The sequence below is a fragment of the uncultured Roseobacter sp. genome, from assembly GCF_947495275.1.
Classification (GTDB): domain Bacteria; phylum Pseudomonadota; class Alphaproteobacteria; order Rhodobacterales; family Rhodobacteraceae; genus Roseobacter.
Genome location: NZ_CANLYL010000014.1, coordinates 58,709 through 80,371 on the forward strand (window position 1 = coordinate 58,709; position 21,663 = coordinate 80,371).

24 protein-coding genes are annotated in these 21,663 nt (G+C 58.8%); 11 read left to right on the top strand and 13 right to left on the bottom strand.

What is annotated here, in order from left to right; translation table 11 throughout:
* Positions 1–11: 11 nt before the first annotated feature.
* Both Q0802_RS20485 and Q0802_RS20490 read right to left on the bottom strand, forming a co-directional pair.
* Positions 12–278 (bottom strand): hypothetical protein, encoded by a 267-nt coding sequence (locus Q0802_RS20485; RefSeq protein ID WP_298921697.1) that lies wholly within the window; start codon positions 276–278, stop codon positions 12–14.
* Between the two features lie 119 nt (positions 279–397).
* Positions 398–862, bottom strand: a complete 465-nt coding sequence (locus tag Q0802_RS20490) for a MarR family transcriptional regulator (protein ID WP_298921699.1) — start codon at positions 860–862, stop codon at positions 398–400.
* A gap of 107 nt (positions 863–969) precedes the next feature.
* On the opposite strand from Q0802_RS20490, the gene Q0802_RS20495 reads away from it, so the two are divergent.
* Positions 970–1,398 (top strand): organic hydroperoxide resistance protein, encoded by a 429-nt coding sequence (locus Q0802_RS20495; protein WP_298921700.1) that lies wholly within the window; start codon positions 970–972, stop codon positions 1,396–1,398.
* 42 nt (positions 1,399–1,440) lie between these two features.
* Here Q0802_RS20495 and Q0802_RS20500 read toward each other — a convergent pair whose 3' ends face one another.
* Both Q0802_RS20500 and Q0802_RS20505 read right to left on the bottom strand, forming a co-directional pair.
* Positions 1,441–2,664: an aminopeptidase P family protein gene (locus Q0802_RS20500; RefSeq protein WP_298921701.1), complete on the bottom strand. Its 1,224-nt coding sequence runs from the start codon at positions 2,662–2,664 to the stop codon at positions 1,441–1,443.
* 122 nt (positions 2,665–2,786) lie between these two features.
* Complete coding sequence (locus tag Q0802_RS20505) at positions 2,787–3,578, bottom strand: alpha/beta hydrolase (RefSeq protein ID WP_298921702.1); 792 nt, start codon at positions 3,576–3,578, stop codon at positions 2,787–2,789.
* A gap of 83 nt (positions 3,579–3,661) precedes the next feature.
* Between Q0802_RS20505 and Q0802_RS20510 the strand changes: the two genes are divergently transcribed.
* From Q0802_RS20510 to Q0802_RS20535, 6 genes are all read left to right on the top strand, one after another.
* A complete protein-coding gene (locus Q0802_RS20510; protein ID WP_298921703.1) occupies positions 3,662–5,140 on the top strand; it encodes an NAD-dependent succinate-semialdehyde dehydrogenase in 1,479 nt (492 codons plus the stop codon).
* Between the two features lie 144 nt (positions 5,141–5,284).
* Positions 5,285–6,163 carry a LysR family transcriptional regulator gene (locus Q0802_RS20515; protein ID WP_298921705.1) on the top strand — a complete coding sequence of 293 codons (879 nt, stop codon included), beginning with the start codon at positions 5,285–5,287 and terminating at the stop codon, positions 6,161–6,163.
* 93 nt (positions 6,164–6,256) lie between these two features.
* Positions 6,257–7,081, top strand: coding sequence for a putative hydro-lyase (locus Q0802_RS20520; RefSeq protein ID WP_298921706.1), 825 nt, complete (start codon positions 6,257–6,259; stop codon positions 7,079–7,081).
* Positions 7,082–7,106: 25 nt separating this feature from the next.
* Positions 7,107–8,138: a TRAP transporter substrate-binding protein gene (locus Q0802_RS20525; RefSeq protein WP_298921707.1), complete on the top strand. Its 1,032-nt coding sequence runs from the start codon at positions 7,107–7,109 to the stop codon at positions 8,136–8,138.
* A gap of 27 nt (positions 8,139–8,165) precedes the next feature.
* A complete protein-coding gene (locus Q0802_RS20530) occupies positions 8,166–8,714 on the top strand; it encodes a TRAP transporter small permease (RefSeq protein ID WP_298921708.1) in 549 nt (182 codons plus the stop codon).
* Positions 8,711–9,994: a TRAP transporter large permease gene (locus Q0802_RS20535; protein WP_298921709.1), complete on the top strand. Its 1,284-nt coding sequence runs from the start codon at positions 8,711–8,713 to the stop codon at positions 9,992–9,994. Before Q0802_RS20530 ends, Q0802_RS20535 begins: the two co-directional genes overlap by 4 nt.
* A gap of 94 nt (positions 9,995–10,088) precedes the next feature.
* Here the strand turns inward: Q0802_RS20535 and Q0802_RS20540 are convergent, their stop codons facing one another.
* The 6 genes from Q0802_RS20540 to Q0802_RS20565 form a co-directional block, all read right to left on the bottom strand.
* Positions 10,089–10,556: an Hsp20 family protein gene (locus Q0802_RS20540; RefSeq protein WP_298921710.1), complete on the bottom strand. Its 468-nt coding sequence runs from the start codon at positions 10,554–10,556 to the stop codon at positions 10,089–10,091.
* Positions 10,557–10,680: 124 nt separating this feature from the next.
* Positions 10,681–11,508, bottom strand: coding sequence for a trypsin-like serine protease (locus Q0802_RS20545; protein WP_298921711.1), 828 nt, complete (start codon positions 11,506–11,508; stop codon positions 10,681–10,683).
* Positions 11,509–11,511: 3 nt separating this feature from the next.
* A complete protein-coding gene (locus tag Q0802_RS20550; protein WP_298921712.1) occupies positions 11,512–12,333 on the bottom strand; it encodes a trypsin-like serine protease in 822 nt (273 codons plus the stop codon).
* 111 nt (positions 12,334–12,444) lie between these two features.
* Positions 12,445–13,767, bottom strand: coding sequence for a glycolate oxidase subunit GlcF (glcF, locus tag Q0802_RS20555; protein ID WP_298921713.1), 1,323 nt, complete (start codon positions 13,765–13,767; stop codon positions 12,445–12,447).
* Complete coding sequence (locus Q0802_RS20560) at positions 13,767–14,909, bottom strand: FAD-binding protein (RefSeq protein ID WP_298921714.1); 1,143 nt, start codon at positions 14,907–14,909, stop codon at positions 13,767–13,769. Before Q0802_RS20560 ends, glcF begins: the two co-directional genes overlap by 1 nt.
* 42 nt (positions 14,910–14,951) lie before the next feature.
* Positions 14,952–16,400, bottom strand: a complete 1,449-nt coding sequence (locus tag Q0802_RS20565; RefSeq protein WP_298921715.1) for an FAD-linked oxidase C-terminal domain-containing protein — start codon at positions 16,398–16,400, stop codon at positions 14,952–14,954.
* 68 nt (positions 16,401–16,468) lie between these two features.
* On the opposite strand from Q0802_RS20565, the gene Q0802_RS20570 reads away from it, so the two are divergent.
* Together Q0802_RS20570 and Q0802_RS20575 are read left to right on the top strand one after the other, a co-directional pair.
* Complete coding sequence (locus tag Q0802_RS20570; protein ID WP_298921716.1) at positions 16,469–17,173, top strand: DUF599 domain-containing protein; 705 nt, start codon at positions 16,469–16,471, stop codon at positions 17,171–17,173.
* Positions 17,174–17,216: 43 nt separating this feature from the next.
* Positions 17,217–17,567: a hypothetical protein gene (locus Q0802_RS20575; RefSeq protein WP_298921717.1), complete on the top strand. Its 351-nt coding sequence runs from the start codon at positions 17,217–17,219 to the stop codon at positions 17,565–17,567.
* 65 nt (positions 17,568–17,632) lie between these two features.
* On the opposite strand, the gene rlmH is transcribed toward Q0802_RS20575, so the two are convergent.
* From rlmH to Q0802_RS20590, 3 genes are all read right to left on the bottom strand, one after another.
* Positions 17,633–18,103, bottom strand: coding sequence for a 23S rRNA (pseudouridine(1915)-N(3))-methyltransferase RlmH (gene rlmH / locus Q0802_RS20580; RefSeq protein WP_298921718.1), 471 nt, complete (start codon positions 18,101–18,103; stop codon positions 17,633–17,635).
* 24 nt (positions 18,104–18,127) lie between these two features.
* Positions 18,128–18,496, bottom strand: a complete 369-nt coding sequence (gene rsfS / locus Q0802_RS20585; protein WP_298921720.1) for a ribosome silencing factor — start codon at positions 18,494–18,496, stop codon at positions 18,128–18,130.
* Positions 18,497–18,648: 152 nt separating this feature from the next.
* Positions 18,649–19,959, bottom strand: coding sequence for a mechanosensitive ion channel domain-containing protein (locus Q0802_RS20590; protein ID WP_298921759.1), 1,311 nt, complete (start codon positions 19,957–19,959; stop codon positions 18,649–18,651).
* A gap of 97 nt (positions 19,960–20,056) precedes the next feature.
* Between Q0802_RS20590 and Q0802_RS20595 the strand changes: the two genes are divergently transcribed.
* Both Q0802_RS20595 and leuC read left to right on the top strand, forming a co-directional pair.
* Positions 20,057–20,164 (top strand): isopropylmalate isomerase, encoded by a 108-nt coding sequence (locus tag Q0802_RS20595; protein WP_298921721.1) that lies wholly within the window; start codon positions 20,057–20,059, stop codon positions 20,162–20,164.
* Positions 20,165–20,213: 49 nt separating this feature from the next.
* Positions 20,214–21,623 (top strand): 3-isopropylmalate dehydratase large subunit, encoded by a 1,410-nt coding sequence (leuC, locus tag Q0802_RS20600; RefSeq protein ID WP_298921723.1) that lies wholly within the window; start codon positions 20,214–20,216, stop codon positions 21,621–21,623.
* Positions 21,624–21,663 lie beyond the last annotated feature (40 nt).

Consider the following 21,663-nt stretch of genomic DNA (forward strand, 5'->3'; position numbering starts at 1 on the left):
CCGGCCCTTTCTCAGGCGAAATTCGTGAAATAGATGAGCAGCCCCATGGCGATCGCGGGAACGACATAGACCCCCAGAATAAGCTTGCGGCGCAGTGAGCCATCATACTCCTCCAGGCCCGACTGCACAAATGTCTCGCGGTCGCCCGGGCCTCCGGTGGCATCCCATTCCGCCTCCAACTTACCCCGACGGACCGCACGCGAATAGAAGGACAGACAGAAGTAGACTATCGTCAAGACAACGAAACCAATCAGCAACAACCGTGCCAGTGCGACCATTCCGGTGATCCCTTTTTATGAACCCGCGTACCCAATATAGGGAATGTGAACTCGCTTTACATCTACCGATATCATAAACATCAAAGCAGCTGTTGCACAGGCAGGTTGAGCGGTGAGGCTCATGGTTTCACGCTTGAGCTGAGCATCGCCTTGGTCAGCCCGCGCAATTCTTTCTGTAGTCTTGTCAATTCATTGAGGCTCATGCCGGTCGCTTCGGATATGCATGTTGGCACGTGGCGTGCTTGCGCTTCCAACGCGCGGGCCTTGTCTGTCAGAGCGACAACAACACGTCGCTCATCCTTGGGATCACGGTTACGCGTGACCAGCCCTGCGTCCTGCAATCGCTTGATCAGCGGCGTCAGCGTGTTGCTTTCCAGACTGACCCGCTGGCCGATTTCGCCCACGCTGAGGGGGCTTTCCGACCACAGGTTCAGCATCACCAGATATTGCGGATAGGTCAGGCCCAGCGGTGCCAAAAGCGGCGAGTAGACCCGCGTAAATGCCTGTGACGCGGCATAAAGATCAAAGCAGAGCATCTGCTCCATTGGGTCTGACTGAGGTGATTTATCTTTTGGGTCTGTCATGCTCTTTCCCTTATATCGCGGGCGAAATCGCCGCAAGGTTGACAGGTCACAGTTGCTTATTTACATCGTACACGATATTAACGCTCACGATTAAAAGGAAGCCCCCCATGCCGACAAAAATCCTCTACAGCACAAGTGCTACAGCGACGGGTGGCGGCCGCGAAGGCACATCCGGCCTTAATGACGGTAGCTTCACTGCAAATTTGGTCACGCCCAAAGAACTGGGTGGGTCGGGTGGCGACGGAGTGAACCCTGAACAGCTGTTTGCAACAGGGTATGCCGCCTGTTTCCTCGGGGCCCTGCGCTTTTACGCCGCACAGCACAAGATCGCGGTTCCGGATGACGCAACAGTTTCGACAACAGTTGGCATTGGGCCGCGCGAAGACCTGGGTTTTGGCCTTGACGTGAAAATCAAAGTGTCGCTGCCCGGGGTCGACAAGGCCGTGGCCGAAGATTTGATCGCAGGCGGCCACAAGGTTTGCCCTTACAGCCACGCCACAAAAGGCAGCCTGACGATTACACCGGAACTGGTCTGACGGAAAATGCCACGGCGCCCGAGCGGGGCCGTGGCACAGGCTTCAGCCTACGATATTGTGTTCGGGACCGTAGGGGAACCCGGTGATATTCTCGTTGCCCTCTTCGGTGATCACCAGAATATCATGCTCGCGGTACCCGCCCGCACCGGGTTTTCCAGCGGCGATGGTCAGCATGGGTTCCATCGAAATCACCATCCCCGGCTCCAGCACCGTGTCGATGTCCTCGCGCAATTCAAGACCGGCTTCGCGACCATAGTAGTGGCTAAGCACGCCAAAGGAATGCCCGTAGCCGAATGTGCGGTATTGCAATACATCCCGTTCGGCAAAGAAGTCATTGATCTTATGCGTGATCTCGGCGCAGGACGCCCCCGGCTTCAGCAGGCTCATCCCGTATTCATGCGCAGCGACATTCGCTTCCCAGATCTTCAGGCTCGCCGCATCCGCCTCCTCGACAAAAAGCGTGCGTTCCAGCGCCGTGTAGTAACCGGAAATCATCGGAAAGGTATTCAGTGACAGGATATCGCCGCGCTTCAGCACGCGGCCAGTGACGGGGTTGTGCGCGCCATCGGTGTTCAGGCCCGACTGGAACCAGACCCAGGTGTCCCGATATTCCGCATCCGGAAAACGTTTGGCGATTTCCAGTTCCATTGCGTCGCGCCCGGCCATGGCCACGTCGATTTCACGAACGCCCGCCTTGATCGCGTCGCGCACCGCAAAACCGCCAACGTCCGCAACCTGTGCACCATGACGGATCAGGGCGATCTCGGCCTGGGATTTATGCATCCGCTGACGCATCGTCGTCTCAAAAAGATCAACCATCGTGAGAGGGCTCAGGAAATCCTCCAGCTTGTCACGCTGCATCAGGGTCAGGTGGTCGCCCTCATAGCCGATGATGGCGTTCTTGCCGGTCACCGAAGCCACCGCGCGCCAGAAATTATCCCGCTGCCAGTCCGTATAGGTGATGTTGTCGGCAAAACTGCGCCGCCATGGCTGACCTGCATCAATGCCCGCGCTGATCGTCACCGCATCCTTGCCGGTTACAACCATCCCGTAGGGACGGCCAAAGGCGCAGTAAAGAAACCCCGAATAGTAGGCAATATTATGCATTGATGTGAAGACCGCAGCCGAAACGCCGGCGGCCTCCATCCGCTCGCGCAACTCGACGAGCCGCGCCTCATATTCCGCCGCTTCGAACGGCAGGGGCGATTTTTCGCCATTGTGATAACGGTACATTTCCGGGCGGTCAGAAAAATTTTGGGCGGTCATGTCAGACCCTCCTTATGCAGAAAGGTCCCGGCGTTCAGGACAGATCAGGACCACGCATCGGACGACGCCATCGTCCGCAGCCTGATCCTTCCCATCGCCGATTCTACGCAAGCGATCAAGCTTTATTGACCGGTCAGAAAGGTTACCAGATCGCTATCCGCATTTTCCAGGGCATCAATCACGTCAAAATGGTGTTTGCCCGGAACGATGACCTGCCGCACGCCCCAGGCGCGGGCCAGGGCGTCAGCCTGCTCCAGAAACGCTGGGCGTTCATCTTCCCCGACCCAGATTTTCACCTCCGCCTCCTGCGGGCGGGACATATTTGTCGGGCTCTCGGCTTCGGCCTCCTGCGCATCCAGCCGCAGCATGTCATTCATCGAAGTCTCCAGCAAAGGCAACAGATCGGCAACCGGTGAGATCGGCGCAATCCTGGCAATGCGCCGTCGCACGGGTTCCGGCAAAATCAACGGGTCCATCATCCGCGACACCAGGTGCCCGCCCGCTGAATGCCCGGCCAAAGCGATGGGCTCAAAGGTCCGGTCGGCGATCCGGGTCACCGCAGCGGCGATCTGCGTTGTGATTTCAGCGATCCGCGCATCAGGGCAAAGATCGTAACTTGGCATCGCGACCGACCAGCCGGCCTTCAACGCGCCGGCCGCCAGATGCGACCACGAACTGCGATCGAAAGCTTTCCAGTAGCCGCCATGAACGAAGATCAATGTTCCGCGCGAAACACCCGAAGCGTTAAAGAAATCAAACACCTGCCGCTCACCGAGGCCGTAGGAAAGGCCCACTTCCGCACGCGCGCCCAGATCATCGCGGAAACGGGCAGCCGCTTGCGCCCATCTTGGCGGATAGGCCTCAGCTCCTTCTATGTAGGCAGCATTCGCATAGGCATCATCCAAAGGCTTCATTTGTTACACCCTCTTTTTCGGAACTGGACAATCATAGTCAGACTTGATTTGAGAGCGATAGCCATTTTCGCGGAGGACCCGAAATGAAAGATATTCTAAACACTGACCTCAAATCCCTGCTCAAAGACCCAAGTCTCTTGGAGACCCGCGCCTATATCGGTGGCGCGTGGGTGGACGGAGAGGACGGCACTTTTGAGGTGACCAATCCCGCGCGCGGAGACGTGATCGCCGAGGTTGCCGATCTGAGCCGCGCTCAGGTCGCAGGTGCCATTGCGCAGGCCGAAAAGGCGCAAAAGGAATGGGCGGCATGGACAGGTAAGGAACGCGCTGCGGTCATGCGCAAGTGGTTCGACCTGATGATGGAAAACGCCGATGATCTGGGCACAATCCTGACCGCCGAACAGGGCAAGCCCCACGCCGAAGCCAAGGGCGAGATCGCCTATGGTGCCAGCTTCATCGAGTTCATGGGCGAGCAGGCCAAGCGCGTTTACGGCGAAACCATTCCCGGTCATCAGCGCGACAAGCGCATCACCGTGCTGAAACAACCCATCGGGGTCGCCGCGTCAATCACGCCGTGGAACTTCCCCAACGCGATGATCACCCGCAAGGCCGCGCCCGCCCTGGCGGTGGGCTGCTCTTTTGTCGCACGCCCGGCCAAGGAAACACCGCTTTCCGCAATTGTAATGGGCGTGCTGGCGGAACGCGCCGGTATCCCGGCCGGCGTCTTCAACGTGGTCACCTCCTCTTCTTCTTCTGCCATCGGCAAGGAGTTTTGCGAAAACCCGGCTGTGCGCAAACTCACCTTCACCGGCTCCACCGAAGTTGGCCGCATCCTGCTCAAACAAGCCGCTGACAGCGTGATGAAATGCTCCATGGAGCTTGGCGGCAACGCGCCTTTCATCGTCTTTGATGACGCTGACCTCGACGCAGCCGTCGAAGGCGCGATGATGTGCAAGTTCCGCAACAACGGCCAGACCTGCGTGTGCGCCAACCGCATCTATGTGCAGGCCGGGGTCTATGATGCCTTCGCTGCCAAGCTGAAAGTGGCCGTGGAAAATCTCAAGGTGGGCGATGGTCTCCAGGAGGGCGTCACAACCGGCCCGCTGATCAACGCCGAAGCGGTCGAGAAGGTCAAGGAACACATGGAAGATGTCGTCTCCAACGGCGGTGCGATCCTGACCGGCGGCAAGGCGCATGAGCTGGGCGGCACCTTCTTTGAACCTACTGTGGTCACCGGTGTGACGCAGGACATGAAGGTCGCGACCGAAGAAACCTTTGGCCCCCTCGCCCCGCTCTTCAAATTCGAAGACGAGGATGAGGTGATCGCCATGGCCAATGATACGATCTTCGGGCTGGCCTCTTATTTCTATGCCAAGGATCTCAGCCGCGTTTACAAAGTGGCCGAGGCGCTGGAATACGGGATCGTGGGCGTCAATACCGGTATCATCTCCACCGAAGTCGGGCCCTTTGGCGGGGTCAAACAGTCCGGTCTGGGGCGCGAGGGGTCACACCACGGGATCGAAGACTATCTGGAGATGAAGTACATCTGCATGTCGGTCTGAATCCAAAAACTACGACGAAAGGGCTGCTTTTGCGGCCCTTTTTCTTTCGCCGATGGATTGATCATCTATCCCGGCAATACGGCCACGACCTCAGCGTCGTCTTTATGGATATGCAGCACAATTGATCCATCCTATGAATGCTGCATGACATTCGATCAAATCCGCACCTTCCTCTGGGTCGCCCGCCTGGGCGGGTTCCGCAAAGCGGCAGAGCGTCTGCACCTGTCGCAACCCGCCGTCTCGACACGCATCGCAAATCTGGAGCAGGAATTGCGCGTCCCCCTGCTGGAACGCGGCCCCGGTGAGCTTGTTCTGACAAAACACGGGACCCTATTGCTGTCTTACGCCGAGCAAATGCTTTTCGTTGAGGAAGAAATCAAGCAACGCGTCGCGAACCCCTCCGAGGCCGAAGGCTTGTTTCGTGTGGGTGCGTCGGAAACCATTGCACAGGCCTGGCTGCCAGAATTTCTGACCGCTTTCAGCGCGCGATATCCGCGCGTGAATGTCGACCTGACGGTTGATATATCGCTCAACCTTCGCAGCGCCCTCCTTGAGCGCCGACTGGACCTCGCCTTTCTGATGGGGCCCGTGTCGGAATTCACCGTGGAAAACGTGACGCTGCCGACCTTCGATCTGCATTGGTATCGTTCAGCCGCCAACGACCAGACCGACCTGAGCAAAATCCCAGTCATATCCTACTCCAGCAAAACGCGCCCCTATCGCGAATTGATGTCCGAGCTGTCACGCCGGATCGGCCCTAAAACGCGGGTCTATGCCTCCGCGTCCTTGTCGGCCAGCCTCAAGATGATTGCGGCGGGAATCGCCGTTGGCCCTTACCCGCAAGCATTGGCCAATGACTTTCTCACCTCTGGACAGATCGTCGAGTTTGATCCTGGATTTCATCCGCAGCCATTGGCATTCACAGCATCCTATTTGTCAGAGCCACGCAGCTTTCTTGCTGAAAACAGCGCTGAAATCGCCCGGCACGTCGCTGTGACCTGGGATGAAACGCATCCAAGCTAATTCAAAATATCTATCGCTAATGATATAATATGATTACTTGTGTGAAACTGTAGCCGCGTGTGATGATCTGATGGCGTCGCGAGGGCTGCCATCATGACACTTACATTCGTTTCCCACACCGATCTTCAGACCGCATCGGTCGCTCAGGTCAGAACTGCCATTCGCGACGGCTCCTATCGCGGTCACACGGCCGGGCTGGCGGCGGGAAAGCTGCAATGCAATATCGCCATCCTGCCAGAGCAGCACGCGCTGGATTTCCTCAGGTTTTGCCAGCGCAACCCCAAACCCTGCCCGATCGTCGGGATCAGCGATAGCGGCAATCCCGCCCTGCCGACCCTCGGCTACGACATCGATATCCGAACGGATGTCTCGAAGTACCGGGTCTTTCGTCACGGTCAGTTGAACGAAGAGATCACCGACATCACCGACACCTGGGCAGACGATCTGGTCACCGTCGCTCTGGGATGCTCATTTACGTTTGAAAACGCGCTGATGCGGCACGGGATACCGGTGCGCCATATTGAGACCGGCAGAAACGTTCCCATGTTCCGGTCCAATATCGACCTCATTCCCGCGGGCAGGTTTGGCGGTCAGATGGTCGTGACCATGCGCCCGATCCCCGAACACCAGATTGCCAAGGCCCGGGAGATCAGCAGCCGGTTTCCACAGGCGCACGGCGCGCCCATTGCCGTTGGCGATCCTTCCGGCATTGGCATTTCCGATTTGGCACAACCGGATTGGGGTGACGCGGTAGAGATCAACCCCGGTGAAGTGCCCGTCTACTGGGCCTGCGGTGTGACCCCCCAAAACGTGCTGCTGGAGGCCGAGCTTCCCATTTGCGTCACCCATTCGCCGGGGCACATGCTGATCGCTGATGTCGCTGAAGACGCTGAAACAACAATCCTGCAAACACATTGACCCTTTCCAACAAGGAGACCCAAACATGAAAAACGTCCTACCTCTCATCGTCGCAGGCGCGGCCCTGTCCACTCCAGCACTGGCCGAAGACCTGTCCGTCGTGGGCAGCTGGTCCAGCCTGCCCCTGCACAAACAATATGAAGCCCCGTTCTGGAGCACCGCACTGCCCGAAGCGTCAGAGGGCAAAATCAACGTCGAACTGACCACGCACAACCAGATGAGCCTAGGATTGGGCGACATCTATCCGCTTCTGGGGCAAGGCGTTTATGATGTCGCCATGACGGTGGCCGACTACGCGGTCTCGGATGCTCCCGAGCTTGAAGGTCTCGATGTGCCGCTGCTGGCGCTTTCCGCCGATGAGGCCCGCGCCATGGTGGATGCGGCCCGCCCGATGGTGGCCGATATCTACCGCGACCGGTTCAATTCACATGTTCTGGCCATCGCGCCCTACCCGCCTCAGGTTGTTTTCTGCAATCACGAGATCACCAATCTGGCAGATCTGGAAGGATTGAAAGTTCGGGCATCCGGTCGGATGACCGCAAAGCTGCTTGAAGCTTTGGGGGCGGAAGGGGTGAACGTGTCCTTCTCCGAAGTGCCCGGTGCCTTGCAGAACGGCGTTGTTGATTGCGCCGTGACCGGGGCTGGTTCCGGCTACAGCGCGGGTTGGTGGGAAGTGTCCACCCACCTGCTGCCGATCCCACTGGGCGGATGGGATTCCGTCGTGACGGCCATCAATATGGACAAATGGAACAGCCTGGACGCCGATACCCAGGCGTTGATTGCAACGCAGGTAACCAAAGGCTTTGAAGACCCCGCATGGGCCAGTGCGCAGGATGCGCTGGTCAACGACATCGCCTGTCTGACCGGAAACGGTGACTGCCCCGCAGGCGAGGCGCGCTCAATGAAACTGGTGGAGGTCAGCGATGCCGATTTTGACCGGGCCCGCGAGATTCTGACAAGCGAGGTGCTGCCCGACTGGGCCTCCCGCGCTGGTGGCGACTGGGCGGCCCGCTGGAACGACAGTGTTGGCAAGGTTGTCGGCGTCACGATCAATTGACGCCTTAGCCAAAGGGACGTGCCCATCATGGAACTGACGATGATCAACAGCCTGCGCCGCATCAACCGAGGCGTCGCCCTTGGCGTGGGTCTGGGCTTGCTGCTGTGTGCGGCTTTCGTGCTGGCAGACATCATCATGCGCCGGGTCGGCACGTCCTTTGGCGGCACCGAAGAGATCGCTGGCTACGCCATGGCCCTCGCCACATCCTGGGGCATGTCCTACACGCTGCTGGAACTCGGACATGTCCGCATCGATCTGATGCGCAGCCGCGCCGGCAGCTTCGCGCGCGCGCTCTTTGACGTCTTTTCAATGATCGTCATGTCCGGCGTCATCGTCACCATCGCGGTCAAGGCCTGGCCGGTTGTGGAACGGTCCCTGACCAACGGGTCGCGCGCCAATACGCCGCTTGAAACACCGCTCGCCTGGGTTCAGTTGCCGTGGTTTGCGGGCTGGGTCTGGTTTGCACTGATGTCGACGCTGACCACCCTTGCCGCCATCAGTCTGGTGCTCAAGAAACGCCACGCCGAGACCGAGCAGTTTGTCGGTGCCTTTGCCGAGCAGGAGACATTGCAATGATCGCCTATGTCTCCGTTGGCCTGCTTGGGCTGCTGGCGCTTTCCATTCCCGTGGGCATTGTCCTGTTTCTGCTGGGTTTTGGCATTGATACGTTCTTCTCCAGCTTTCCACTGACCCGGGGGTTGGGCAACATGGTCTGGTCGTCGTCCAATTCGGCAACGCTGATCGCGATCCCCTTCTTTGTCCTGCTGGGAGAAATCCTGGTGCGCAGCGGAGTGGCCACACGCACCTATGCCGCCCTCGACCGTTGGGTTTCCTGGCTGCCCGGCGGGTTGGTGCACGCCAACGTCGCCACCGCCACCATGTTTTCTGCCACTTCCGGTTCTTCGGTGGCAACAGCAGCTACGGTTGCGACCGTCGCCATGCCGCAGGCTGAAAAACTGGGGTACGACCCCAAACTCTTTTCCGGGGCAATCGCGGCGGGTGGAACGCTGGGGATCATGATCCCCCCGTCCATCAACCTCATCGTCTATGGATTTCTCACGCAATCCTCGATCCCGCAGCTCTTTCTGGCCGGTTTGATACCCGGCGTGGCCCTGGCATTTGCCTTCATGGCTGTGACCGCAATCATCTGTCTAATCCGCCCTGATCTTGGTGGGGTCCGCCGCACCTTCCCTTTCCCCAAGATGCTGCGCGCCCTCATTGATCTCATCCCGATCCTCATCCTTTTCGGGCTGATCGTCGGCTCTATCTATCTGGGCTGGGCCACGCCGACAGAGGCTGCCGCGGTTGGTGTCGCGGGCGCGTTCCTGATCGCATTGGCCTTTGGCGGCGTGTCGTGGTCGATGCTTACACAAAGCCTGACGGGCACGGTGAAAATCACCTCCATGATCATGCTGATCGTCATCGGCGCCTCCTTCCTGAACTTCACGCTGGCCTCGGCAGGGTTGGGCCGCGAGCTGACAGCCTTCATGACCGGCCTCGGACTGACTCCACTCAAAACCATTCTGGTGGTTGTGGTGCTCTACATCGTTCTGGGGTTTTTCATCGAAACGCTCTCGCTGATGGTTGTCACCATACCAATCATCGTGCCGCTGGTGGTGGCGCAGGGCTATGATGTGATATGGTTCGGCATCCTGATGATTGTGCTGATCGAAATGGCGCTGATCACGCCGCCGGTTGGCCTGAACCTCTATGTGGTGCAAGGCGCGCGGCGCTCGGGCAGTCTGAATGAGGTCATGCTGGGCGCTTTGCCCTACTGCCTGACCATGCTCGCCATGGCATTTCTGCTGATCGCCTTTCCGAGCATTGCACTCTTCCTGCCAAACGCCTTGCAATAGCGCCAACTGTCGACAAAAAACCCGACGCTCCAGATGAAAAAACGGGCCCGAACAACATGTCCGAACCCGTCAGGATCACTTGAAAACGCGCGGATCAGTTGACCGATTTGGCGTCAACAACATCCTTTTCGATCTGTTTTGTCGAAGAGATCGAAATCTGGCGGGGCTTGAGCGCTTCGGGCACTTCGCGCACCAGGTCGATGTTCAACATGCCATCGACATGTGTGGCCCCGGTGACAACAACGTGGTCCGCCAGATGGAAGCGTCGCTCGAACGCGCGGGTCGCGATGCCGCGGTGCAGGTAGCTGCGCGCCTGATCTTCATCCGCTTTCTTGGCAGAGACAATCAGCGCGTTTTCACGCACCTCTACAGACAGGTCGGCATCTGAAAAACCAGCCACCGCAATCGAAATCCGGTAGGCGTCATCTTCGAGCTTTTCGATGTTGTAAGGGGGGTAGGAAGGTTGGGCGCCTTCGCTTGTCAGCACGCGGTCCATGAGATCAGCGATCTGATCAAAACCGACGGTGGCGCGATAAAGTGGTGCAAAATCATAAGTACGCATAGTTTCATCCTCTTTTGAGCGATTAAACACCGGTTGCTCCCAAAGGACGCATCCGGCCATTGCTTTTGCCAAGGCCCTTCATAGGCACCCCGACGCTGCTAATGTGGGCGTTCGAATTTTGCTTTCAAGACCCTCCGGGTCGAACAAATTTCGCACCGCCCGATGATGTATTGCGGGAGCTTCCGTTATTGATCCTGATCCGGCGGGCACCTGCCAACGGGTTCTGCGCATTGGCCCGCATCTGCTGTTTCAGATCAGCCACAAGCTTCGGCAAAACCATACCGAACGAGGTTTTCTTGCCATCATAGTGACCAACGCTTGAAATGACGGAGATGATTTGCCCGCGCCCGTTTTTATGACTGAAGACCGGTGCGCCGGATGACCCGAAAGTGACGTCGCAATCCATCAGCACAACGCCCTGGTATTGTTCAAACATCCGGCAAACGGCCTGGCGCGAGGGCAATTCGGCCCGACCACGCCCGTAGGACACCACGCTGACAGGACCTTTGGTGAAACGCCCCTGATAAAGCACGAAGGGGTTGAGTTCATGGGTTGGGATCGGTGTCGCCAGTCGCAGCAATGCCACGTCATGGCGAATGTTGTCCTGGTTTACGCCGCCCCTTGGGCTGTAGCCGGGGTGGGCTTCGATCTGTGCGATCTTGCGTTCCGCTGCCGTGGCCCCATTGCGCAGACCCGCCCGAAAAGTCAGGTCCTCCGCTTTGAGCAGCTCACCAGTTCGCGAAGAGTAGACACAATGCGCTGCCGTCAGCACCAGCTCCGGCGCAATCAGCGTGGCGGTGCAAAACCCCACATTATCGGCGTCAAGCCGCCCCACAGCCTGCCAGACCAGCGCTTCGTTTTCGCCTTCCAGGCCATCAAGGGCGGTGTTTCGGGCCTGCGCGGCGGCAACGGCAGGAAGCAGCAGGAGAAAAACAAGAATGAAACGAAACATCGGTCAGTTCATCGGCTTTACGAATTTGGCACCGGAGGAGGACCGCCCCTCTCCGACGCCGATGCGCGCAGCAATGGGTGCGCTTTCCTGGTAAACGCCCTTACCGGCAAGCAATTCGGCGCGCAGAAAATCCAGTGGCGCGCCCAGGGCCGTCCCCAGCGATACATTCTGACCATTCATTTCCGCCTTTGCGGAAACGACCGAGACGATCTGCGCCTTGCCATCGTCGAAGGTGAAAATTGGCGCGCCGGACGATCCAAAATCAACTGAGCAGGATGTCACAAGCACACCTTGCTGGCGCGCGAGCACGGTGCAGACCTCCTGCAAGGATGGTGCCTCAGAGCGGTCCCGCGCATAGCTGACTACCCCGACGCGGTCCCCTTTGCGGGGTCTTGACGCGGTATCAAAAGGTTCAATCGTTGTGTTCCGAATGGGCCGCGCCAATTCGAGCAGTGCAATGTCGTTGCGGACCCGCGATGAAGACACGTCTTCGTCGTAGGTGTATTCCGGATGCAATACGGCGCGGCGCACCTGGCGGTAGGCAGAGGCACGCCCGTTGCGCCAGCCTGCCAGAAATTCGACGGTTTCATGGTTGATCCTCTGGCCGGAAGCCTTGTCAAAAAGGCAATGCGCGGCGGTCAGGACAAGGTCGTGACTGATAAGGGCACCGGTGCAAAATCCGTTGCCGCCAATGTCCAAACGGCCCACGGCCTCCCAGGGGCTCGCATCAATACCGTCTTCCAACGATTTCAGACGCGCATCCTCTGCAATGGCGCCGGTCGTCGTCAGCACCGCCAATCCAATCCATACCAACCACTTTTGCACTCAAAAATTCCTTCGATCTGATGCGAACAGAAATACGCATCAGATACGGCAGAAATAGGGCGCAACCCGCCCGATTGGCGACTTTTTGGTTAACGGACCGTCGCCAATTCGTTAACGGAGCATGGGCACGGGCGCAGGACTCTGGGGCCTCTCGCCAAGCGCTGGCGGTTTGGGCCCGCCGGTTGCCCAGTCCAGCAATTCAACCGTATGCACGATCGGCACTTTCGACGCAGAGCCAATCTGCATCATGCATCCGATGTTGCCAGCAGCGATGATATCAGGATTTTTGTCCTGCAAGCTGCGCACCTTGCGGTCTTTCAGTTTTTGGGAAATCTCCGGCTGCATCAGATTGTATGTTCCCGCTGATCCGCAACACAGATGCGGATCGGAGGGTTCAACAACGGTGTAGCCCGCTTTCCTGAGAAGATCTTTTGGAAAGGTTTTGATCTGCTGGCCATGTTGCAGGGAACAGGCGGCATGATAAGCCACGACCACCTCGCGGTCTTCACTCGGCGGCAGATCAAGCGTCATCAGGATTTCAGAGACATCCACCGCGATGGCGGAGACGCGCGCGGCATCCTCTGCCAGCGCCTCATTGCGAAACATATGGCCGTAGTCCTTGACGGTCGTGCCACAGCCGCTGGTATTGATGACGATGGCGTCCAGCCCGTCCCCGTCCATTTCCGCCGCCCAGGCGCGAATGTTCCGGGCCGCCGTTGCATGGCTTTCGGAGGTCTTGCCCATATGGTGGGTCAGCGCGCCACAACAGCCCGCGCCCTCGGCCACAACCACTTCGCAGCCCAGACGGGTCAGCAGGCGGATCGTGGCATCGTTGATATCGGTGTTCAGCGCTTTCTGGGCGCATCCGGTCATCAGCGCCACCCGCTTTTTGCGGGCACCTTGCGGTGCAAAGCTTTGCGGATCATCGTTGGGGCTGACCGGCGGGATGGTTTTGGGGGCCATCTCCAGCATCGCCCGCAGGCGCGCATCCGGCATCCAGCGGGCAAAGGGTCGCCCGAGTTTTGCCCCTGCCAGCGCCAGCCGGAACCGCATCGGGTAGGGTAGAATGCGCGCCAGTATCCAGCGCAGCGCCCGGTCGGTCAGGGGGCGTTTGTATCGCTGCTCGATATACTCCCGCGCGTGATCGACCAGATGCATGTAGTGCACGCCCGACGGGCAGGTCGTCATGCAGGCCAGACAACTGAGGCAACGGTCGATGTGTTTGACCGTCTTTTCGTCCGGGTCGCGGTCGTTCTCCAGCATGTCCTTGATCAGGTAAATGCGTCCCCGGGGGCTGTCCAACTCGTCGCCCAACACCTGATAGGTGGGGCAGGTCGCGGTGCAAAACCCGCAATGCACGCAGGAGCGCAGAATCTCATTGCTGCGCTGAATGCCCGGGTCTTTGAGCTGCGCCTCGCTGAATGTCGTCTGCATCAGGCAACCTCTCTGGCCACAGGGCCCATAAGTCCCGCGTTCAGGATACCGCGCGGATCAAACCGCGCCCGCAACCCTTCACTGAGCCTTGCAACACCGGGGGCTTCCGGATGAAAAACCGGCAAAGCCGCGCGCGTAGCTGCCGCGGCCCGCACCAGCGTCGCATGACCGTCAAAAACCCCCAGCGCCGCGCGCAAATCCGCGCCTTGCGTCATGCGCATCCAGATACGCCCGCCGCCCCAATCGAAATACCACGCCACGGCCCCTGACCGGCGCATCAGCGCAGGCGCGTCCGTTGGCTTGCAGGAAATGCGCCAGATGTCTTCGGGCACATCCGCCCAAAGCTCCACATCCCGGACGCTTTGCCACAGCCAGTCGGACATTTTGGCATCGCCGACGGTCATTTCGGCATCAAAATCGGCCAGAAGGTCCTTCAACCTGTCAATGCGGTAAGAAACAGACGCCTCGAAACCTTCCACACGCAGAACGGTCACTGGGCCGCCTTCCATGATGTTGGCGCAATGCGCGGCACCGGTGATTTCAAAAGGGGAGCCCATGGCTGCCGCCATCGCCCGGACCGCCTGCGCATCATCGAGCCCGCGGATCATCAATGTGGCCTGGGTTTCAGGCCGCGGCAGAACCTTCAGCGACACTTCTGTCAACACTCCCAACGTGCCATGCGCCCCGCTCATCAGTTTCACAAGATCATAACCGGTCACGTTTTTCATGACGCGCCCACCGTTTTTGACGATAGCGCCGGTGCCATCCACGAAACGAACGCCCAAGGCATAGTCGCGCGCAGCACCGCCCTGAATGCGGCGCGGACCACTGACATTCGCCGCAACGATGCCGCCAATTGTCGGTTCCCCCGATGTATTCAGCAGCTTGCGATGGTCCATAGGCTCGAAGGCCAGACGCTGGTTTTCCGCCGCCAACGCCTGATTGATCGCGGTAACCGGCGTGCCCGCCTGCGCAACGATGGTCAAAGCGCCCGGCTCGTAAAGCGATATGCCCGTCAGGCCAGCAACCGACAAGCGCTCGCCCCTCGGCTGCAAACCGCGCGTTCCGCCGCCTTCAATGGCCAAAGGTCCGCTGGCGGATTTGATCGCTTCGGCAAGCGCGGCTTCTGTATCAGGTGTCATGGGGTTCCCTTGGTCAATCTGGGCGGCGTCAGCGTTCCGCCACTATTCAGCGGCCATGGCAACGGCGCGGCGTGTTTCGGAAGCCGACAGCGGAAAAACCTTGGCCGGGTTCAGCAGCCACTGCGGGTCAAAAACGTCCTTCACCGCCATCTGCGCTTCCAGATCGTCCGGCGCATATTGGTAGCTCATGAGATCCCGCTTTTCGATCCCCACGCCATGCTCGCCGGTCAGGCATCCCCCGGCCTCGACGCAGAGCTTCAGGATTTCCGCGCCGAATGCCTCGCAGAGTTCCAGATCGCCGGGTTTGTTGGCATCAAAGAGGATCAGCGGATGCATATTGCCGTCGCCCGCGTGGAACACATTGCCGACCTTCAGGCCGAATTCCTCCGACATCTCGCCGATCCGGCGCAGAACAAAGGGCAGCGAACTGACCGGGATGGTGCCGTCCAGACACATATAGTCGTTGATCTGTCCCATCGCGCCGAACGCGGATTTCCGGCCCAGCCAGATGGCGGCACTTTCCTCCGCCGATTTGCTCTCGCGCAACTCGACCGGATTATGCCGCCGCGCAATCTCCATGATCAGGGAAAGCTGGTGGTCAATCTCCGCATCCGACCCTTCAACCTCGACGATCAGCAGCGCTTCGCACATCGGATAGCCCGCCTTGGCAAAAGCCTCCGTCGCTTCGATGCAGGGCCGGTCCATGAATTCGATGGCCACCGGCAAAACGCCCGCCTTGATGATGTCGCTGACGCAGGCACCGGCAACTTCATTGTCGTCAAATCCCATCAGCACCGGGCGCGCACCTTCCGGTTTCGGCAGAATGCGCAGCGTCGCTTCTGTCACCACACCCAATTGCCCTTCCGAGCCGCAGATCAGACCAAGCAGATCAAGGCCCGCACTGTCCATATACGCCCCGCCAATCTCGACGATTTCGCCATCCATCATGACCATGGTCACGCCCATCAGGTTGTTGGTGGTCACCCCGTATTTCAGACAATGCGCGCCGCCGGAATTCATGGCGATATTGCCCGCAATGGCACAGGCCAACTGGCTGGAGGGGTCCGGCGCATAGAAAAAGCCGTTTTCCTCGACCGCCCCGGTCACGCTCAGGTTTGTGCGGCCCGTCTGTACCCGGATCGTGCGGTTCTCGTAATCGGTATCCAGCACTTCATTCATGCGCGCAACGCCCAGGATCACACAATCCGCCGTGGGCAGCGCACCGCCCGCCAGCGATGTGCCGGAACCGCGTGGCACCACGGGCACGCCTTCTTCATGGCAAATCCGCAGCACATCCGAGACCTCCTGCGTGCTCGACGGCAGCACGGCCACCATCGGCGGGCATTTGTAAGCGGTCAGCGCATCGCACTCATAGGCGCGGGTTTCCGACTGATCATGGATCACCGCCCCGTCCGGCAATACAGCCTGCAAGCGGGACACAACGCGCCCCTTGCGCGCCAGCACATCAGCGTCAGGAATCGGCATTTCCATAGGGAACCCTCCATTTGGTAAAATAATATTACCAATTTCAACCATTGGCAAGCCTTATCGGACCTGCCATGCGTCTGAACATGACCTTCCTCGACCGTATCTCCCTGTTTGAACCTCTGGATTTCTTTGCCGTGGCGCTGCTCTTCGGCCTTTGGGCGGGCATTGGCTTCTGGGTGGAAAACCCCTCCAAGAAGCACCTGTCCACCGCCATGATCATGGCGCAGTATCGGCGGGAATGGATGTGCGAGATGATTACTCGGGATCCGCGTATTTTTGACGCCCAGATATTGGGAAACCTTCGACAGGGAACGGCGTTTTTTGCCTCGACCTGCGTCATTGCCATAGGCGGAGCGCTGGCGTTGATCGGGAATGCCGACCGGTTGGCCGGCGTGGCGGCGGACATCACCTTGATGGATCACCCCGATATCGTCTGGGAGCTCAAACTCATCGTCATGACGGTCTTCCTGACAAATGCGTTTTTGAAATTTGTCTGGGCCAACAGGCTCTTTGGCTACTGCTCCGTTCTGATGGCTGCGGTGCCAAACGATCCGGATCATCCCAAAGCCAAGATTCGCGCAGATCAGGCCGCTCATATCAATATTACAGCTGCAAAAGGTGTTAATCGCGGGCTGCGCTCGATCTACTTTGCACTCGCCTCTGCCGCGTGGCTTGCAGGGTCAATTCCACTCATACTCGCATCCCTGACCACAGTTACGGTCATTTGGCGCAGAGAATTTGCATCTCACTCTCGCAAAATCCTCCTGAACCATTAAGTTACGCGGAAACTCGCCGAAATCGTGTGAATGGTATTGTGATATGAGATTTTTAACTTTGCTTTTTGTGGCCCTCGCCCTGCCGGCCTGGGCAGAACCTCCACGCATCGAAAATGTCAAAGCAAAGCGTACAGGAGACAGTTGGCGCTTTGACGTGACAATTTCTCATCCGGATACCGGGTGGGACCACTACGCCGATGCCTGGCGTGTTCTCGATATGCAAGGCAATCAACTGGCGATCCGTGAACTGGCGCATCCTCATGTGGAAGAGCAACCCTTCACCCGCTCCCTGTCAGGCATCAAGATTCCGGAGGGCACGACGCAAGTGCAGGTTCAGGCCCGTGAACTGCCGGGCGGCTGGAACCAGAAGGCGTCAATCGTCACTTTGCGCTAGACCTGAAACGGAACCGGGATCGCGGGCACCAAAAACGGGCGCTCCTTGACCGAAATCAAACCCGTTCAGTCGCGATGATAAGGCGCACCAGACAGGATTGAGGCTGCGCGGTAAAGCTGTTCGGCCAGCATGACCCGCACCAGCATATGCGGCCAGACCATTTTCCCAAATGACAGCTGAAACGCTGTCTCGGCCCGCAATTCCGGGGCAATCCCGTCGGCCCCACCAATGATCAGCGCCAAATCCGCCCGTCCTGCATCGCGCCACCCTGCCAGACGATCTGCAAACTCTCGCGAAGATTCAACGCGGCCACGCTCATCTAGTGCGACCATCACCGCACCCTGAGGGACGGCACGACGCAGAAGGTCAGCCTCCGCAGCCATCCCCGACGCTTTGCGGTCATCAACCTCCACAACCCGCGCGGGCCCAAGGCCAAGATTGCGGCCCGTCCGATTGAGGCGCGTCAGATAGTCATCAATGAGCTGTTTTTGCGGCCCGGCACGCAGCCGTCCAACCGCAACGATGTGAACACGCATGAGCTTACCACCAACGGAAATTGATCAGTTGGCCGCAGACTCCGGTCCGTCCATGGGCTGCCACATCTTCTCAAGCTGATAGAACTCGCGCACTTCCGGGCGGAACACATGCACGATCACATCGCCTGTATCGATCAGAACCCAGTCTCCGGTGTCCTTGCCTTCCATCTTCGCGGAAAGCCCGAAATCGTCCTTGACCTGTTGCGCCAGCTTTTCAGAGATCGAAGCCACCTGCCGGGTAGAACGCCCCGAACAGATCACCATATAGTCGCCGATCTCCGTTTTGCCGCGCAGATCAAGTTGCACGATATCTTCGGCTTTGAGGTCTTGAAGTGTTGAAAGGATGGTCGCCAGGAGCTTTTCGCTTGTGGCAATGTTGGATGCGGCAGGCATTACCGCAGACCCGATTTGAGCAGCATCCGCTGCGTCAGCGTGGATAGACAGGACATCGTCCTCCTTTGAACGCGCCGACCGACCCCCGGCGCTGGGGTGGTTTAAGGGTAACAATACCCATTTGACTTTTCAATAAGACGGTTGCGGATATGTTAACGTGACGTCCCGTGAAAACCGCTGTCTGCCGCATCTTCCAGCATCCGCACTTCCCGCTGGGGGAACGGAATGGAGATATCGTGCTCTTTGAAAATGTCCCACAAAGCCAGATAAACGTTGCCACGAATATTCGTCAGCCCGCCGGTCGGATCCTTGATCCAGAACCGCAGGATGTAATCAACCGAACTGTCCCCAAAGCCGACGATATGGCAAACCGGCAGCTTGGGGTGTGACAGAACCCGGTCCACATCCGTGGCCGCCTCGATCGCGAGTTTCCGCACAAGATGCGGATCACAGCCGTAGGAGGTGCCGAAAAAGATGTCGAGGCGCACAAAATCGTTTGAATGCGACCAGTTCACCACCTGTCCGGTGATCAGATCTTCGTTTGGAATCAGATACTCACGCCCATCTCTGGTAACGACGCTGACGTATCGCGCACCCAAGGCGTTGATCCATCCGAAGGTCTCGCCCAGTGAAATCACGTCGCCGGGCTTGATGGATTTGTCGAGCAGGATGATCACGCCGGAGACCAGGTTCGAGACAACCTTCTGAAGCCCGAAACCAAGGCCGACACCAATCGCACCGGAGAGAACGGCAAGCCCGGTGAGATCAATGCCAACCGCCTTGATCCCGATAAAGAAGGCGCAGCCGTAGAGGATTGTCTGCACCGCCTTGACCGTCAGCACCTGCATCGACGGGCTGATATCTTCGTTGCTGCGAATGCGCGACGCCGTGACCCCGCTGACCACACGCGCCATGGTGAAAAGCGCCCCAATGACCACAGCCGCAGTGATCAGCATCAGGACGGAGAAGCGGAATTCACCTACTTCCAGCGCCAGGTCATCAAGGAATGTGCTAACTTCATCGGACACACCAACGAAATAGAGCGTTACGTAGATCCATAACGCCCAGGTCACCAACCGTCGCATTGTGCGGTTGCGGACCAGCCGGGTGGCGTATCCGATCCCCGTCCATGCCGCCGCCAATGTCGCTGCAAGCCCAATGAAATAAGAGCGCGACGGCCAGGTGATCTGCTGCATGATCATATACAGCCCGCCCGCAAGCACGGCAAACCAGATCAGCCCCATGCGGCGTTTGACCTGCACGATCATCCGCAGCTGTAACTTGGACCAGCCTTCCCGCGCGCGCACCCGGTTTTCGATCATTCTGCCGGAAACGATATGCAGACAGTAACAAGCCACGGCTAGACCGATCACGATCAGAACCTGATTCTGCCGCCATCCCGGGGTCAGAACGCTTTGAATAAAACTGATGAAAAGGAACCAGATTTCGTCGACGGACATCATCGCCGCGGCAAAGGCTTCGTCTTCTACCTCCATTTCTGCTCCTTTTGGTCGAAATTGGCACAGACCGTCCTAACCGACAACCCTTGCGGCAGTGCCGATGGCATTGTATCTCCACGCCATGAACCGTGTCTTTGATATGGATGACCGCGCGCGTCTGCGCGAACGCTTCTTCGGGGCAACGCGTGCTGTGCTTGCGCGACTATAGCCACGCACAGCAGCCCACCTGATCAATTCCAAATTACGGGAGAGGACCGATGTCCCCCAAAACGCTTTATGACAAAATCTGGGATGCCCATGTCGCCCACGAAGCCGACGATGGCACCTGCCTGCTCTATATCGACCGCCACCTCGTGCATGAGGTGACAAGCCCGCAGGCCTTCGAGGGTCTGCGGATGACAGGCCGCAAGGTGCGCGCACCCGAAAAAACCATTGCTGTGCCGGATCATAACGTGCCGACAACGCCGGGGCGCGAAGATCCCTCCAACATGACCGAAGATTCAGCGATCCAGGTGGCCGCCCTCGATACCAATGCCAAAGATTTCGGCATCCACTATTATCCGGTCTCTGACGTCCGTCAGGGCATCGTGCATATTGTCGGTCCCGAACAGGGCTGGACCCTGCCCGGTATGACCGTCGTCTGCGGCGACAGCCACACCGCGACCCACGGCGCGTTTGGCGCGTTAGCCCACGGGATCGGCACATCCGAAGTTGAACACGTGCTGGCCACCCAGACGCTGATCCAGAAGAAATCCAAGAACATGAAGGTGGAGATCACTGGCAAGTTGCGCCCCGGCGTCACCGCCAAGGACATCACCCTTTCCGTCATCGGTGCCACCGGTACTGCAGGTGGCACCGGCTATGTGATCGAATATTGCGGCGAGGCGATCCGCGATCTGTCGATGGAAGGTCGCATGACCGTCTGCAACATGGCGATTGAGGGCGGAGCGCGCGCCGGTCTGATCGCGCCGGATGAAAAGACCTTTGAATATTGCAAGGGCCGGCCCCACGCGCCGAAAGGTGCCCAGTGGGAAGCCGCAATGGATTGGTGGAAAACACTTTATTCTGATGACGATGCCACCTGGGACAAGGTGATCACCCTCAAGGGCGAAGACATCGCGCCGGTTGTGACTTGGGGCACCTCCCCCGAAGATGTTCTGCCGATCACCGCCACCGTGCCCGCGGCCGAGGATTTCGAAGGCGGCAAGGTGGGGGCTGCCCAACGCTCGCTCGATTACATGGGCCTGACGCCCGGCACCCCCCTGAACGAGGTCGAAATCGATACCGTCTTCATTGGCTCCTGCACCAATGGTCGGATCGAAGACTTGCGCGCTGCCGCTGAAATCCTGAAAGGCAAGAAAAAGAAAGACGGGCTGCGCGCCATGGTCGTGCCCGGTTCAGGCCTGGTACGCGCCCAGGCCGAAGAAGAGGGCCTGGCGGACATCTTCAAGGAAGCCGGATTTGAATGGCGTCTGGCGGGGTGCTCCATGTGCCTGGCCATGAACCCCGATCAATTGCAGCCCGGCGAACGTTGTGCGGCCACGTCGAACCGCAACTTCGAGGGGCGTCAGGGTCGTGGCGGACGCACGCACCTGATGTCTCCCGCAATGGCGGCAGCAGCGGCAATTACCGGCAAGCTCACGGACGTGCGCGACGTGATGTCATAGGCGTCGATTCGACTCATAAAAGGCGGAACTCTGGACGGGT